This window comes from Solimonas soli DSM 21787 (assembly GCF_000474945.1).
Taxonomy (GTDB): domain Bacteria; phylum Pseudomonadota; class Gammaproteobacteria; order Nevskiales; family Nevskiaceae; genus Solimonas; species Solimonas soli.
Genome location: NZ_AXDW01000023.1, coordinates 29,375 through 43,669, shown reverse-complemented (window position 1 = coordinate 43,669; position 14,295 = coordinate 29,375). Strand labels below are relative to the sequence as shown.

14 protein-coding genes are annotated in these 14,295 nt (G+C 63.6%); 13 read left to right on the top strand and 1 reads right to left on the bottom strand.

The genetic code is table 11. The features are described from left to right. Positions 1-308: 308 nt before the first annotated feature. The 3 genes from K344_RS24010 to K344_RS0111110 all read left to right on the top strand — a co-directional run bounded on the left by K344_RS24010 (position 309) and on the right by K344_RS0111110 (position 3,382). Positions 309-989 carry a hypothetical protein gene (locus K344_RS24010; protein ID WP_157622875.1) on the top strand — a complete coding sequence of 227 codons (681 nt, stop codon included), beginning with the start codon at positions 309-311 and terminating at the stop codon, positions 987-989. Between the two features lie 65 nt (positions 990-1,054). Beyond that, the gene (locus K344_RS0111115; protein ID WP_051362146.1) at positions 1,055-2,986 is read left to right on the top strand and encodes an alpha/beta hydrolase family protein; all 1,932 of its coding nucleotides are present in this window, start codon (positions 1,055-1,057) and stop codon (positions 2,984-2,986) included. Between the two features lie 3 nt (positions 2,987-2,989). Further along, positions 2,990-3,382: a hypothetical protein gene (locus K344_RS0111110; protein ID WP_028080724.1), complete on the top strand. Its 393-nt coding sequence runs from the start codon at positions 2,990-2,992 to the stop codon at positions 3,380-3,382. A gap of 345 nt (positions 3,383-3,727) precedes the next feature. Here the strand turns inward: K344_RS0111110 and K344_RS23525 are convergent, their stop codons facing one another. After that, entirely contained in the window at positions 3,728-4,165 is a 438-nt protein-coding gene (locus K344_RS23525; protein ID WP_169729291.1) for a PaaI family thioesterase, read from the bottom strand. A gap of 197 nt (positions 4,166-4,362) precedes the next feature. Here K344_RS23525 and K344_RS21335 point away from each other — a divergent pair, with 197 nt between their 5' ends. The 10 genes from K344_RS21335 to K344_RS0111060 all read left to right on the top strand — a co-directional run bounded on the left by K344_RS21335 (position 4,363) and on the right by K344_RS0111060 (position 14,281). Next, positions 4,363-5,568 carry an amidohydrolase family protein gene (locus tag K344_RS21335; protein WP_051362145.1) on the top strand — a complete coding sequence of 402 codons (1,206 nt, stop codon included), beginning with the start codon at positions 4,363-4,365 and terminating at the stop codon, positions 5,566-5,568. A 172-nt stretch (positions 5,569-5,740) separates the two neighbouring features. Further along, positions 5,741-6,835, top strand: coding sequence for a ferritin family protein (locus tag K344_RS0111100; RefSeq protein ID WP_157622873.1), 1,095 nt, complete (start codon positions 5,741-5,743; stop codon positions 6,833-6,835). Next, complete coding sequence (locus K344_RS0111095; RefSeq protein ID WP_028080722.1) at positions 6,832-7,152, top strand: MmoB/DmpM family protein; 321 nt, start codon at positions 6,832-6,834, stop codon at positions 7,150-7,152. The genes K344_RS0111100 and K344_RS0111095 overlap by 4 nt, the downstream gene beginning before the upstream one ends. A gap of 30 nt (positions 7,153-7,182) precedes the next feature. After that, complete coding sequence (locus K344_RS21330) at positions 7,183-8,739, top strand: ferritin family protein (protein WP_051362144.1); 1,557 nt, start codon at positions 7,183-7,185, stop codon at positions 8,737-8,739. Beyond that, positions 8,736-9,761, top strand: a complete 1,026-nt coding sequence (locus tag K344_RS0111085) for an NADH:ubiquinone reductase (Na(+)-transporting) subunit F (RefSeq protein ID WP_028080721.1) — start codon at positions 8,736-8,738, stop codon at positions 9,759-9,761. The genes K344_RS21330 and K344_RS0111085 overlap by 4 nt, the downstream gene beginning before the upstream one ends. 20 nt (positions 9,762-9,781) lie before the next feature. Continuing rightward, positions 9,782-10,681, top strand: a complete 900-nt coding sequence (locus K344_RS21325) for a DMT family transporter (RefSeq protein ID WP_084197303.1) — start codon at positions 9,782-9,784, stop codon at positions 10,679-10,681. 109 nt (positions 10,682-10,790) lie between these two features. Next, on the top strand, positions 10,791-11,315 hold the full coding sequence (locus K344_RS0111075) for a cupin domain-containing protein (protein WP_028080720.1): 525 nt from the start codon (positions 10,791-10,793) through the stop codon (positions 11,313-11,315). Positions 11,316-11,553: 238 nt separating this feature from the next. After that, complete coding sequence (locus tag K344_RS0111070) at positions 11,554-12,561, top strand: DUF7064 domain-containing protein (RefSeq protein WP_028080719.1); 1,008 nt, start codon at positions 11,554-11,556, stop codon at positions 12,559-12,561. Then, positions 12,558-13,760: a phosphotransferase family protein gene (locus tag K344_RS0111065; RefSeq protein ID WP_028080718.1), complete on the top strand. Its 1,203-nt coding sequence runs from the start codon at positions 12,558-12,560 to the stop codon at positions 13,758-13,760. Before K344_RS0111070 ends, K344_RS0111065 begins: the two co-directional genes overlap by 4 nt. Continuing rightward, complete coding sequence (locus tag K344_RS0111060; protein WP_157622872.1) at positions 13,760-14,281, top strand: hypothetical protein; 522 nt, start codon at positions 13,760-13,762, stop codon at positions 14,279-14,281. Before K344_RS0111065 ends, K344_RS0111060 begins: the two co-directional genes overlap by 1 nt. Positions 14,282-14,295 lie beyond the last annotated feature (14 nt).

Genomic DNA, 14,295 nt, shown 5'->3' with positions numbered 1-14,295 from the left:
GTTCATCGAGCGCATTCGAAGCTGCGACAAACCATGGCGAGGTTCGGTCACGCGGCGAAGCCGCGTGACATCGCCGCCGGGAGGCGGCGACCCCGAAGGGGCGAGGCGCGCCGCGCCGAGTCATCCTGCCGGGCGCACCACATTTTGGGTACAAAAGTCAGAACCGCTCCCGCGGGACTGACTTTTCCTTTCGCCGCCGCGCTGACAAGCACATCCCTTGACTCTGGATGATGATCTGATTGTCCTTGACGACGATCAGATCGCGAACGCGGAACAAGCGGGCATGTACACCGGGTCCATAAGTTCCAATGGATAGCATAAATGCGAAAAGTGTTCGCGACGAATTATGTCGGGAACTGGTACGGTTCTTCGGATTGAAGACGCCTGCGTATGTGAAGCCTGGAGTCTTGGTTCTCAATACTTCGGGCAATTTTCTCGGTGCGCTTCAGGTGACTGTAAGTCGAAACAAAGGGTGTTATGTCGTCGATCCTGGAATAGTGATCTTCTGGGACCGTTTCTCCCAGGCTCTTTCGGATGTATTGGCAGGCGCCACCTTCGGGAGCACAACGCCTAAAAGGGGAGGGGCCCCCTGCATTTCTCGTCACTATGCGGCGTTGCTTTTCAAGCGGCAGAAAGCCGAAGGAATAATAGACCCAGGTAAAATGAAGCAGTTTCCAGACCTTTTCGTTGGTGAGGCATCGCAGATCCCGGATGCAGCTCGTCGAATATGGGCCATTCATAAGGAAGTCGGTGAGGACTTTCTAGCGGCGTGGTCTTCTTTTGAGTCCGCTGTTAAATTTCTTGGGTTAGACGAGGATGCACCTGGTAGTTGGCGGCCGCTCTTAGAATTTCTCTTGTTAAGCGAAGTTAATGGATTGGCTTCTGCATGTAGCTGGTGTCTTGATTCAAGTCGCGAGAGCAGTGGGCTTTACAGAACGCAATTCGGCAGGGAACAACTGCAGTGGATCAGAGCGAACTTCTGCTCTTAGCAGGCGCCAATTTGCGATGCTTTCCACGCAAATCGTTCGATGGAACACGGATGCTACGGTGCTGCATGTGCGCATGGCTTGTGTGGGGTCTCGGCGTGGTGTTGCTGGGCGGCGCGTTCGGCGCATGGGCGGCACCCGCTCTCGAAGCCTATGGCCGGCTGCCGGGCGTGGAGCTCATGCGCATGTCGCCGTCTGGCGAGCGCATCGCCTTCATCGCAGTGATTGGCGACAAGCGCCGGCTGGCCGTTCTGGGAGCCGACGATCAGCCGGTTTACGCCACCGAGGTCGGCAATTCCAAGGTCCGTGATCTGCAATGGGCGGGCGACGATCATCTGCTGGCGACGGTCAGCATCACGTTCAGCCGCCCTGTCGAGTTCCGCAACGACTTCGAGCTGTTCGGCACACTGGATGTGGCCGTGACGAAACGGCGCTCGAAGACGATCTTCGCGGGCAACAAGGGGCTCGTGCAGGCGACCTTCGGTTATTTCGGCGACGCGCTGGCCGGCGGCCGGCGTTTTGCCTACTTCGGCGGCATCGATTACGAGCGCGACTTCGCGGCCAGCTACGTGCTCGGACATACCTGGCGCAGCTTGTTCGGTGTCGACCTGGAGACCGGCAAGGCGGCGCTGATCGACAAAGGCAGCGAACTCGGGCACGACTGGGTGCTGACGCCGGCGGGCGAGGTGGCGGCGCATTCGGAGTACGAGGAGCGCAGCGGCGCCTGGCGCCTCTATGCGGGGCGCAACGCGGCGCGCCCGCTGCTACAGCGCAAGGATCCGCAGGGCGACATCGCGCTCGCGGGTCTGGGCCGCCGGCCCGGTACGGTGCTGGTGGCGGACAATAGCGGCGACGCCGATCGCCTGACGGAAGTTTCGATCGCCGATGCCAGGACCGAAGACTTGTTCGTCGATCAGGACACCGACGAATACTGGTTCGATCCTGACAGCAAGCAACTGCTCGGCGCGGCGACGCCCGGCGAGCCCCGCGCGATCCTTTTCGACCCTCGCCTACAGACGCGCTACAACGGCACGCGCAAGGCGTTTCCCGGCCTGCAGATGCGCCTCGTCTCGTTCAGCCGCAACCTCGATCGCCTGATCGTGTTCACCGACGGCGGCGACGATTCCGGAACCTACTGGCGCGTGAACATCGCGACCGGGCAGGCCGAGCCGATCGCCAGCGCCTATCCGCAAATCCGGCAGGCCGATGTCGGCCCGACTTCGCTGTTCCAGTACAAGGCCGGCGATGGTCTGCCGATCGAAGCTGTGCTGACACTGCCGCCGGGGCGCAAGCCCGAGCGTTTGCCGCTCGTCGTGATGCCGCACGGCGGTCCCATCGGCGTTCGCGACCAGATCGGCTTCGATTGGATCGCACAAGCTTTCGCCGGCGCCGGTTACGCGGTGCTGCAGCCGAACTACCGTGGCTCGTCCGGCTACGGACGCGCCTTCCGGGACGCCGGCTACGGCCAGTGGGGACGGCTGATGCAGAGCGATCTGTCGGACGGCGTGCGTGCCCTGGCGGCGACCGGCATCGCCGATCCGGGCAGGGTATGCATCATGGGCGCAAGTTATGGCGGCTATGCGGCGCTGGCCGGCGTGAGCCTGCAGAAAGGCGTCTACCGCTGTGCCGTCTCCGTATCCGGGCCTTCGGATCTGACAGCCTTCTTTGCCTGGGAAGTGAAGCGCCATGGTTACCACAGCAGCAGCACCCGCTACTGGAGGCGGGCGATCGGCGACAGCGGGGCTGCGTTGCGCAGCATCTCTCCGCTCGAACATGCCGATCAGATCGACGCGCCGGTATTGCTGGTCCATGGGCTCGACGATACCGTCGTGCCGATCGAGCAGAGCCGGCTGATGGAATCGGCCCTGCGCCGGGCGGGCAAGCCGGTGACGCTCGTCACGCTGAAGGGCGAGGATCACTGGCTGTCCCGCGAGGACACGCGCCTGGCGATGCTGCAGGCGTCGCTGGATTTCGTGCGGGAGCACAATCCGCCGAGATAAACAGTGACGACGATGAATTCCGGCGACAGCTCACTGCTCCACGGAGCCAACGGAGACTTGGCGGCCGGCTTCTTCGATTGCCTGATCGAGAGGGGCCGCTTGAATCCGCAATCCGTCGAGCGCGTCCGCCGCGTCGGCGCCGAGACGAGCGACCGCGTTGCCGCCGTGCTGCTCAAGCCGGGCCTGCCGCCGGAGAGCATTCAGGCGACCGCGGTGGCGAACGTCTTTGAAGAAGACGAAATGGGGGGAACGATGACGCTGCAGGGCACGGGACTGCTGCGCGACGTTGACATTCAGCCCGCCTTGGAAGCCGCGTTGCGCGTGCAAGACATCGCGTTGGTCAATGTCGACGGTGTTTATAACGTCCTTCCGCGAAGGATACGCCGCGCCGTGTAACGAGCTTTCGCATTCCGGGCGACGTCGCTGCCGCAGCTCGCGATTCTCGCGCCCCAGCGCCTTGATGCACTCGGTCTCGGTCATCGTCGTGCCGGGCCGCACGCTGGTGTCACGTTAGCTCAGCCGGACCCGGCGCCAATGTCTCGGCCGTGCAGCCGATCTTCGCAGCCCGACTCGATCGATGCCCATTTCGGTTCATGCATCGGAACGATGCTCCAGCACCATCCGAACCGACCGCTCCTGCAGCTCCGGGGGAATCCTTCGATACTCTGGTCATGACTCCATTCTCTCAAGTTATGGAGCCTCCGAGGTTTCCGGGGCGGTTCAGCGACGCGTTGCGCCTAGTCATGACGATGTCACTCTCCTGCCGACGAATACGCAGCGTCCGCTGGCGATTAACGTGTTCGTTGTGCCCCAGACTTTCACCTCTATCGTGCTGACCGTAACGCCGGAATGAAGAACCTCTCCGGCTAGAAGCAGCGTGCCGGAAGCGGGTCGATGGAAGTCGACGCGGAGGTCTAGCGTTGGGCCGCCACGGATTCCGCGCGCGCTGGCCAATGTCCAGAAAGCGGATGCATCAATGGCTGCCGCGAGCACGCCACCATGCATTCGGCCTGGTGCGCCGGCCATCTCCTCACGCCACGGCAGCTCGAACCATGCTTTTGCGCCGTTGCCCTCGATCATCCTGAGCCTCAACCAACTGTTGAAGGGGTTCATCTGCAGTTGCTCATTAATGCTGTCGAGGGTCAAAGGCGCGTCGTCTGTTTTGCACATGTATTTCATGGCCTGTGTGCTCGCTGGCATGCGAAGGATCGGAGGGCCGAGAAACTGTTTCCGGCGTAGCGGCGCTGCTTCAGTCCCTGTCACGAGCGTCTTGCACTCGGCTTGCATGTTGGATTGAGAGCTATTAAATTAATATAACAGAAATGCGAATATGGAATCTATCGCATTAACCCGACTTGATGTGGAGGAGTAGCTTTATGAGCGGTCAGGAAAGTAAAGCCGCAGGATCGCCGGATGTTGCGAACAAGAAACGGCTGAAGGATTTCTTCGTCGTCTCGGCGGACTGTCATGTCAACGAGCCGAACGATTTGTGGGCAGCGCGCGTGCCGGAGAAGTTCAAGGATCGCCTGCCAGGTATCAAAGTCGACGACCAGGGACGCAAGTGGTTCGTCGCGGAAGGGATTCGGCCGTCACGCATTCGCGAGGCGCCACGCGATTCACAGGTATCGATCGACGTCTTCAAGGCAGAGGCGGAGGCCAGCGGTGAGCGTCGCGAGCTGGACAAGACGCGGGGAGCGATGTTCCAGCGCCAGGGCGGCTATGGGCTAGAGCGCTACGACGACATGGACTACGACGGCATTGATGCCGAGATCGTCTTTCCGAACAAAGGGCTGGTGAATTGGCAATCGCCTGATCCCGAGCACAACGTGGTGATGTGTCGCGCCTGGACCGACTGGGCACACGAGACTTTCGGCCACACCAAGCGGAGCTTTCCGGCAGCATGCATTGCACCCGCCGACATTCCAGCTGCCGTCAAGGAAGTGGAGCGCGTCGCCCGGCTGGGATTCCATTCGGTCATGATGCCACCGCTGGTGCGTGGCACCGGCTACAACATGCCGGAGTTCGATCCACTGTGGGCCGCGCTCAGTGATACGGGGCTGCCGCTCTGCTTCCACGCGGGCACTGGCAAGGATCCGCGCACTGCAAGCGGCAACGGCGGCGCCATTCTCAACTACGTGGTCCACGCGATGAACACCGTCGTCGAGCCGGTCGTGCAGCTTTGTGCATCCGGCGTGTTTGATCGCTTCCCGAAGCTGAAGTTCGCGACCATCGAGGCGGGCGCCGGCTGGGTGCCGTACACGCTATGGGCGATGGATTTCGGTTCCGAGGCCCACGCGTTCTGGGTCTCGCCGAAGCTCAAGTACAAGCCCAGTGAATACTTCCGGATGCATGGTCATGCGAGTTTCGAAACTGATCCGATCGGCATCGAAACGCGCAAGTGGACGGGCGTTGATACGCTGCTGTGGGGCAATGACTACCCGCACATTGAGGGTTGTTGGCCGCGGTCGGAAGAGACGATCGCAAGCTGGGCGGCGGAGCTGACTCGGGACGAGCTGAAGAAGATCCTCGGTCTGAATTCGGCGCGTCTTTTCAACATCGAAGTGCCGGAGCGATATCGCTGAGATGGGCTTGGGGCGGCCGTCGTGCCGCTCTGCTGGCACGACGCGCGCGCGGGCTGCGGATTTATATTGACACTATCTTCATTAACGGTCTAGCATAGCTTCATGCTGATCGGGTATGGCCAGCATCGCGTCAATGGATTGGTGAGGAACAAGAGTTCGCGGGCGGACCGCCGTGGAGCGGCCGACCCGGAGCATCGAGGAGAAAGGAATGTCGGCATTATCAGCACGTACACCCGGCAAGCACATCGCGTTTCGCTATTTCACTCCGGCGAAGCGTCGTGCAACGCAATATGAAGAAGTCACCCTGCATATCCAGTGGGCGCCGCAGAACTACGCGACGCAGGGATATTTCAATCGGGATGTCCACAACAATCCGTCGTGGTATCCGGAATCGACGGCGCTGAAGGCACAGGATTGGTGGGCCTACCGTGATCCCTGCGAGGAATGGTATCGGCCCTTCGTCGACCGTCAGGCGGCGATTGGCCTGGCGATTGAGCAGGCCATTGCCGGCGCCAAGCGTGCGTCGATGTATCGCCACATCGCGCCGGCTTGGTCGTGCTTTCTGACGGACCACTACGCGCTGTACCGTTATCCCGATTACGGTTTGTTCATGTGCCAATGCCATGTGCAGCGCGATGCCTTGTCTGACGTCGTCTCGGCACCGACGGTGTTCCAGGCCCTGGAAAAAGACCGCCACGCGCAGGACGTCGCGCTGTACTGCATGGAGCTGGAATCGCTGCTGCCGGGCTATTCCGACGAAACCGCGATGACGCGCTGGATGGAATCGCCGGCCTGGCAGCCGACGCGACGCCTCGTCGAGCAGTTGCTCGCCTGCCGCGACTGGGGCGAGGTTCATCTGGCGATCAATCTCGTCGTCGAGCCGCTGGTATCGACCCTGCTCAGCCGCGAGCTGGTGCTGCGTTATGCCCCGCACTACGGCGATTCCGTCACCCCGGTCATCGAGCAGGGCGTCGAAGCCGATCGCGAAATGCGGCAGGCCAGCGCCAAGGCGCTGGTCAGCTTCCTGCTGACGCAGGACGGCGGCAATCGCGACACGATCAATCGCTGGCTGGAGACCTGGGCGCCGCGCGCCGTCGAGGCGGTGGCGGCTTTCGCTCCGGTCTTTGCCGAGCTGGACGCCGATCCACAAGCCTTCGCGGCGGCACGCGAGCGACTGCTCGCGCAGTGGGCCGCCTTGCTGGCGGAACTCCAGTTGCAGTTTCCGGCGACGGTCCAGCTTCCGGCTGCCGAGGGAGCGCCGGCATGAGCGACGCGATGAACGACGTGACGCGGTCGATCTGGAAGGAATCGCACAAGGTCACCGCCAAGCTGATCAATGGCGCGGACGCCGAGGCGATCGTTGCAGTGATGACTGCCGCGAATCCCGATCTGGTCGTCAAGGACTTCGGTTCGTATCTGGCCCTGGAGAACGAGCGCGAGTTGGTGTTCCGGCTCGCCGACATCGGCGAAGAACTGGGGCGCAAGTTTGAGGTGCCGGACTTCCTCACCGTCCTGGCCAGCTACAGCGGCCAGGTCGATGTACAGGACGACGCCGTTTCCATCACCGAATTCGCCAGCGGCTGAACCCGGCGGATACCGACTACGGAGAGAAGCATGGCACTGCCAATCACAAAGGCCTACGACCGCGTCAAGGCCATCGACTGGAATCCCAGCTACATCAGCACCGACGAAAAGTATCTCGAACAGAGTCGCTTCTTCGTCAAGGATCTCAAGCCGCTCGATCCCTTCAAGACCTTCATCCGCGAATACTTCAAGATGGAGCAGGAGAAGGAGAACCGGCACTACTCGGTGCTCGAGGCGTCCTCCCGCCTGCACCAAGGCCACGCCGAGGCGCGCTGGATGGAAGGCATGAAGTTCGGCCTCTCCAACTTCGCCTTCGTCGAATACGCCGCCGGCCGGCAGATGGGGCGCATGGCGCGCTCGGTGGCGCCGGTGGAACTGCGCCAAGGTTACATGATGCAGATGATAGACGAGATGCGGCATGCGCAGCTCGAGATGAACAACCTGCGCCACAACATGCGAACCTGGCATGACCCCGCCGGCTACGACATCGCCCTCAAGGGCGCCGGCAACAACGTCGGATCCGGCATGTTCCGCGCGATGATGGAGGATTGCACGACCTGCGATCCGATCGAGACCGCGATCAGCCTGCAGGTCTTCCTCGAGACGGCGTATTCGAACGTGTTCTTCGTAGGTCTGTCGTCGGCGGCCGTCGCCCAGGGCGACCACACGATGGCCTCGACCTTCCTGACGATCCAGTCCGACGAGGCGCGGCACATGGCCAACGGCTGGGCGACGCTGGTGACGGTGCTGCAGGACGACCGCAACGTGCCGCTGGTTCAGGAGGTGCTCGACAAGTGGTCGTGGCGCGCGCATGTCAGCTTCGGCCTCGGCAACGCGCTGTTCCAGGACTACTTCACCAAGAACCGAACCGAGTCCGCGAAGGAGGCCTCGCTGCGGTGGGTCTACGACGAGTTCTACGGCGGCTTCTACCAGAAGCTGGAGCGCTACGGCATTCGGCCGCCGCCGCGGCTCGACGAGCAGATGGCGGAGATGGACGATCTCTCGCACGCCGCCGCCGTCTACATCTTCGGCGCCTGGCCATTCTTCTACCACCGCGCCGATCCGATGACGACGGCAGACATGGAATGGTTCGAGAAGAAGTACCCGGGCTGGTACAGCCGCTACGGCTGGTTCTGGGAGGCATACAACAAGTGCAAGGATCCGACCGACAAGACCATCATTCTCGGCCAGCTCGGCGGCCTGCCGAACTTCTGTGAGGTCTGCCAGCGTCCGCTGATCTTCCCGACGCCGGCCGCGCATAGTGGACGATCGTTCATGCACGGCGGCAAGGCGCACATCGTCTGCTCGCCCGGCTGCCAGGACATCTACGTCAAGGATCCGCAGCACTACCAGACCGACAAGGGCTTTTACGATCTCTATCACGGTAAGGAGCTGTCGGAAGTCGTCGATCACATGGGCTACGTTCGCGACGACGGCGAGACGCTGATCGGCCAGCCGGAGCTCGACGGCGCGCGGATGTGGACGCGCGCGGATCTCAGGTGCTGCGATTTCGTCGTCAAGCGCCCGCCGCCGCCACCGTTCGTCGACGAGCCCGTGGTCGCCGCAGCGCCCGGAGGTATCCGTTGAGCCATACGGTCACCCTGCAGCCTTTCGGTGTCAGCTTCGACTGCGCCGAAGGGGAAACCATCCTCAGCGCAGCGCTGCGCAACGGTATTTCGCTGCGCTACGGCTGCAAGCACGGCAACTGCGGCAGCTGCAAGGCGCAGATCGCGGAGGGGGAGGTCGATCAGGCGCACGCATCAGAAGTCGCACTCATGCAATTCGAGCGTAACCAGGGCTTGGCGCTGCTGTGCGCGGCGGTTCCGGAGGAAGACATCGTCATCGAGCTAGCCGATGACTACACCGAGGAGGAACTCAGCTCGGCGCCGCCGATCGGCGACTACAAGGCGCGCGTCGTCGCGGTCGAGGCGCTGACGCACGACATCATGCGTCTAGAGCTGAAGCTGCAGCAGCCCGATTTCATGCGCTTCAATGCCGGCCAGTTCGTCGAGATCAACGTACCTGGCACCGATGCCTGGCGTGCGTTCTCGATGGCGAATCCCCCGAGCGAGCCTGACCGCGTCGTACTGATGATCAAGCTGCTGCCCGGCGGCGCCGTGTCCGGCTACCTGCGCGAGCGCGCCCGCCCGGGTGATCCACTCAATGTGCGCGGTCCCTACGGGCAGTTCTCGGTCGCGCCGGGCGTCGCGCCGATCATCATGGTCGCCGGCGGCTCTGGCATGGCGCCGATCCTGTCGATGCTGAATGAGCTCGCCGAGCAGCGGACGACGCGGCCGATCCGCTTCTACTTCGGCGCGCGCGCGCTACGCGACCTGTTCCTGACCGAGGAGATCGCTGCGCTGGGCCGCCGGCTCCCGGATTTCCGATACGTCCCCGCACTGTCGGCGCCGGAACCGGGCGACCGCTGGGATGGCGAGACGGGCCTGATCACCGAAGTCCTGCAGCGGCACAGCGGCAATTTGCGTGGCTCGGAAGCCTATCTCTGCGGACCGACGCCGATGATCGATGCCGCGGTCGAGGTGCTGAAGGCCAAGGGTATGTTCTCGACGCGCATCCGGTTCGACAAGTTCGTCAGCACGGCCGGTTAGGGCGCCGGACGGAGGAACGCATGTCACGAAAACTGCGCGGTATCCTCCTGATCGTCCTGTCAGGGCTGTGCTTCAGCGCGATGAACGCGCTGTCCAAGCATCTGGGCGCGCGGCTGAATGTCTTCGAGATCGCCTTCTTCCGCTCGGCCTTCGGCTGGGTGCTGGTGTGGCCGTTCGTCATGCTCAGTGGCCTGAAGGTGCTGAAGACCCGCCACCCAGGCGCTCATGTCGTGCGCGGCCTGGCCAGCGGCTGCAGCGTGCTTTCGATCTTTTACAGTGTCATGCACCTGCCGCTGGCCGACGCGACGGCCTACGGCTTCACCCGCAACCTCTTCATCGTGCTGCTCGCGGCGGCATTTCTGCACGAACGAATCCGGCGTGATCGTTCGGCAGTCGCGCTGCTCGGTTTCATCGGCGTGCTGCTGATGCTCAGGCCGCAGGCCGGACTGACGCTGGCTGCAGGCGTCGCGCTGTTCGGCGCCCTGCTCGCGGCGTGCGTGATCGTCATCATTAAACACCTGATGCGCTCGGAGCGGCCGGTGACAGTGATGTTTTATTTCGGCCTGTCGACGACCGTGGTCACCGGGCTGCCGGCCATCGCCTTCTGGCAGCGGCCTGGGGCAGAGGAGCTGCTGCTGCTATTGATGACGGGGGCACTCGGCAGCGCCGGTCAGACCGTGATGATCATGGCCTACCGGGAAGCCGACGCGACCGTGCTGGCGCCGTTTGACTATCTGCAGTTGGTTTTCGCGGCGGCGCTCGGCTACTTGCTCTTCTTCGAGGTGCCCACCGCCTGGACGATTGCCGGCGCCGTCCTGATCGTGCTCGCCAACCTCTACAGCTCGCAGCGCGCACGCAACGCCAGTGACGACGGTGCGGCGTCCGCGTGGCCGAATCGTCTTTTGTCCAAGGACGCTTGACAAGTGGAGTGCAAAGAAGCTTAATTCGTAATAGCTATTTTAGAAATATCAAATTGGCATCACTACCGAATTCAACGGCTGTGCAGACCAGATCTGGAGGAACCTAGCAATGAATCAAGCAGCAGAGATTTCATACGAGAAGCTGATCGAGATGGGACACGATCCCAAGCAGTCGGTACGATTTCCCGACAAGTCGGTCATCGTCCGTTGCGAGCACATTCCGTGGACGCCATGGGCCTTGAAGGGCTCATCGTTCAAGCTGCTGTACGTCAATCGCGCGATCGGCATGACGGTGGCGCTGATCAAGATCGAGAAGGGCACGCAGACGGAAAAGCACTTCCACTTCGGCGAGGCGCATGCCTACGTCCTCAGCGGCGCGTTCGGCTACGAGCACGGCCTGGCGTATGAGGGCGACCTGCTGGTCGAGGGCGGCGGCATCGCCCACGAGCCGCGCATCGGCGACGATGCGGATCTGATCACCTTCACGATCTTCTTCGGCGGCCTCGGCGGCGTCAAAGAGGACGGCACCGTAGACGGCTGCATGAGCTGCGACGCGATGTACGAGATGGCCAAGGCCAACGGAGCAGCCGACCATATCGAGCCGCCGCCGGTTGCGCGGCAAGCGCACGGCTGATCACCGCGCGTTTGCGCCGGCGTCCGCCGCCGCGCGTTTCGTAAAAGCGTTTTGGCAAACCGGTCGCGCATGGTGGTCGTGCGCTTGATCGCCCGACAGCGGCGAGGACGCCGCTGTCGGCGAGTCGTCATCGGTGGGGAAAGTGTGCAGCGAATTCGCGCGGCGAACGCGGTGCCGTTCGCCGCGCCGCGCCGGACGATCCGTCGCTGTCTATCGCTGCCGCCCTCGGGAGTGAAGCATGATCGGTCCTGAAGACGTCGAGTTCCACCATGGAGCCGATGCCGACTATCGCTGGGCGGAAACCAATATCTTCAGCATCCTGCTGCCCGAGGAACGGCTGATGGCTTGCGTCTACACGGTGTCGCGTCCGGTGCTCGGCGTGATGTCGGCGGACATCGTAATCTACGGCTCGCTCGCCAGCCGACGGGCGGAATGCCTGTACATCGACTGCCGACAGCACCTGCCGGCGCCGGCGCGGCTGTCCGCATACGAGACGGCCAACGGCCTTTCGGTTCGCGCGACGCGGCCGCCGCGCGACTACCGGATCGACTACGTCGGCTACGACGATACCGAGCTGCACGTCGATTTCCATGGCCTGATGGAGCCCTTCGACATCCACGATCCGGAGCACAGCCCGCGCGCGGCGCGCGGCGAATACGCGCGCGCCGCCGGTTCCGGCTTCGGCGCCGCCTACGGCGGTCACTTCGATCTGACCGGGCGCGTCACCGGCAGCCTGCGCCTGCGCGGCCGCGAGTACGCGGTCGACTGCGTCGAGACCATGGACCACAGCTGGGGCCCGCGCGTCGAGATCGGCATGCCGGCCATGGGCTGGATGCACGCGCACTTCGGTCCGGATCTGGCGATCCACTGGATCAATAGCTGGGACATGGACGCGCCACCGGGTGCGCAGCACCGTCTGGCGCACGGCTATGTGATGGAGCAGGGTGAGGTGTATGGCCTGACCGATCTGCAGATGAGTGTCATCCACGTAGACAGTACGCCTGTCTGCATCGACGTGACGGCCGTCGACAAGCGTGGCCGGCGCTTCGTGCTGGAGGGTATGGCTCAGGTCGGCGCGCCTTGGGTCTGCTACGCCAGCCTCTGGGTCTACGCGGCGATGATGCGATGGCGCCTCGACGATGGTCGCATCGGCTACGGCATGGCGCAGGAGACGCAGTCGCTGCAGGCGTTGACGCGCCGACAGGGCCGCCGCTGGGCCGATCCGGTCGGGCTCTTCACGACATGAGCGCGTCGATAATCGTTGACAAGGACCGGCCGTCGCCGGAGTGGATCGCGTCGCTGCGCAGGCGCTTTCCGGTCGAGCGCGAGATCGATCATGTCCTGACGCGCAAGCTCGAGCGGCGCGCCGGCCCGCCCTATACGCCGCTGACGCTGGATGTCCTGGTCGAGGGTACGCGCAAGCTGCTGGCACACCACGTCGAAGGCAGCTTCGAGATCTGCAAGCCGCGCTGGCTGTCGGGAGGCGCCTCGAAGCTGCAGATGGCCTTCGAGCTGCACTGGGATAAGCCTGGCCGCGGCCGCTGCAGCGAGCCGGTGGTGCTGCGCATGGACCCCGCCGAATCGATCGTCTGCTCGAGCCGATTGCGCGAATTCGAGCTGATCCGCGCGTTCGCCGGCGTCATCCCGGTGCCACCGGTGCACTGCGTCGACGCCGAAGGGGAATGCCTGCCGTATCCGGCGATTCTCTACGGTTTCGCCGAAGGCGTCGCCAAGCCCTCGGTGGCGGTGTCGCGCGTCTCCGGCATCGGCACCAATCTCGGCGCCGAACTGCGCGAGCGGCTCGCGCCGCAGTTCATTGAACACCTCGGTCGCGTCCACACCCGCGACTATACGCAGGCCGGTCTCACGGCCTTCGACGTGCCGCAGACGCCGACGCAGGGTTCCGAATGGATGGTGAACTGGTGGGAGCGTGTCTGGGAGGAGGACGGCGACGAGGACGAACCGCTGCTGCGCTACGCCGCCGCCTGGTTGCGAGCGCACCTGCCGGCGACGGACCGCCTGTCGATCGTCCACGCGGATTTCCGCGTCGGCAACTTCTTGTTCGACGAGACCTCCGCGCGCATCACCGCCTGGCTGGACTGGGAACTCGGTCGCATCGGCGACCGGCACCAGGATCTGGCCTGGACCACCAGCCCCGCCTTCAGTCATTACGCCGAGGATGGCAAGACTTGGCTGGCCGGGGGCCTGCTGCCGGAAGCGGCGTTTTTCGACGCCTACGAGCGCGCGTCCGGCCTGCGTGTCGAGCCGCGCAGCCTGTACTGGTACAAGGTCTTCAACGCTTGGTGGTTCGCCATCATCGTCCTGGCTGCCGGCTATCGCGCCGCGCGCAACGGCAAGACGCACCAGGACGTGCTCGTCGCCTGGCTGATCGGCCTCGGACCGATGCTGCTGGCGGAACTGCGTGGCCTGCTGGAGAAAGCCTGATGCAACTGCGTGCCGACATCCAGTTGCGCAGTATGATCAAGTCGCTGCGCGACACTGTCCTGCCGGCGGTCGATCCCGGCAACAAGCCCGCCATCGAGCAGGCGCAGCTGGTCTTGGCGATGCTGCAGCTGCTGGAATCGCGGCTGCCGCTGCAATACCGTTTTGATTGCAATGAGCTGGAGCGCCAGCTGCGCTTCGCGACGCGCCTGCTCGAGATCGTCGGCAACGACACTGGCGCCGGCCTGGAGCCGGCGATCGAAGCGGCGTCCGCGGCGCTGGCTCATGCCCGGCGCGTCGATCCGGCGCGCCTGACGGCATTGATCCGGCAACTGCGTGCCGTTGGTGGCAATGTCCTGCAGTCGGCCTTTGCCGATGGAACGCCGGGCGTGCGGGCCGAGCTTCGCGACTGGGCCCTCGCCCTGTCCGGCGAACAGCTGCTGCTCGACCGCGCCTGGCTGGTCGACCAGGGCTGGGATTCGGATCCGCGGATGCTGCCGCCGATCGACAGCCTGTTGCGCTGAACCGGCAGACGCCG

Coding starts and splice junctions, on each gene's coding strand:
- K344_RS24010 (WP_157622875.1), top strand. CDS start 309: ATGGATAGCATAAATGCGAAAAGTGTTCGCGACGAATTATGTCGGGAA.
- K344_RS0111115 (WP_051362146.1), top strand. CDS start 1,055: ATGTGCGCATGGCTTGTGTGGGGTCTCGGCGTGGTGTTGCTGGGCGGC.
- K344_RS23525 (WP_169729291.1), bottom strand. CDS start 4,165: ATGAAATACATGTGCAAAACAGACGACGCGCCTTTGACCCTCGACAGC.
- K344_RS21335 (WP_051362145.1), top strand. CDS start 4,363: ATGAGCGGTCAGGAAAGTAAAGCCGCAGGATCGCCGGATGTTGCGAAC.
- K344_RS0111095 (WP_028080722.1), top strand. CDS start 6,832: ATGAGCGACGCGATGAACGACGTGACGCGGTCGATCTGGAAGGAATCG.
- K344_RS21330 (WP_051362144.1), top strand. CDS start 7,183: ATGGCACTGCCAATCACAAAGGCCTACGACCGCGTCAAGGCCATCGAC.
- K344_RS21325 (WP_084197303.1), top strand. CDS start 9,782: ATGTCACGAAAACTGCGCGGTATCCTCCTGATCGTCCTGTCAGGGCTG.
- K344_RS0111075 (WP_028080720.1), top strand. CDS start 10,791: ATGAATCAAGCAGCAGAGATTTCATACGAGAAGCTGATCGAGATGGGA.
- K344_RS0111070 (WP_028080719.1), top strand. CDS start 11,554: ATGATCGGTCCTGAAGACGTCGAGTTCCACCATGGAGCCGATGCCGAC.
- K344_RS0111065 (WP_028080718.1), top strand. CDS start 12,558: ATGAGCGCGTCGATAATCGTTGACAAGGACCGGCCGTCGCCGGAGTGG.
- K344_RS0111060 (WP_157622872.1), top strand. CDS start 13,760: ATGCAACTGCGTGCCGACATCCAGTTGCGCAGTATGATCAAGTCGCTG.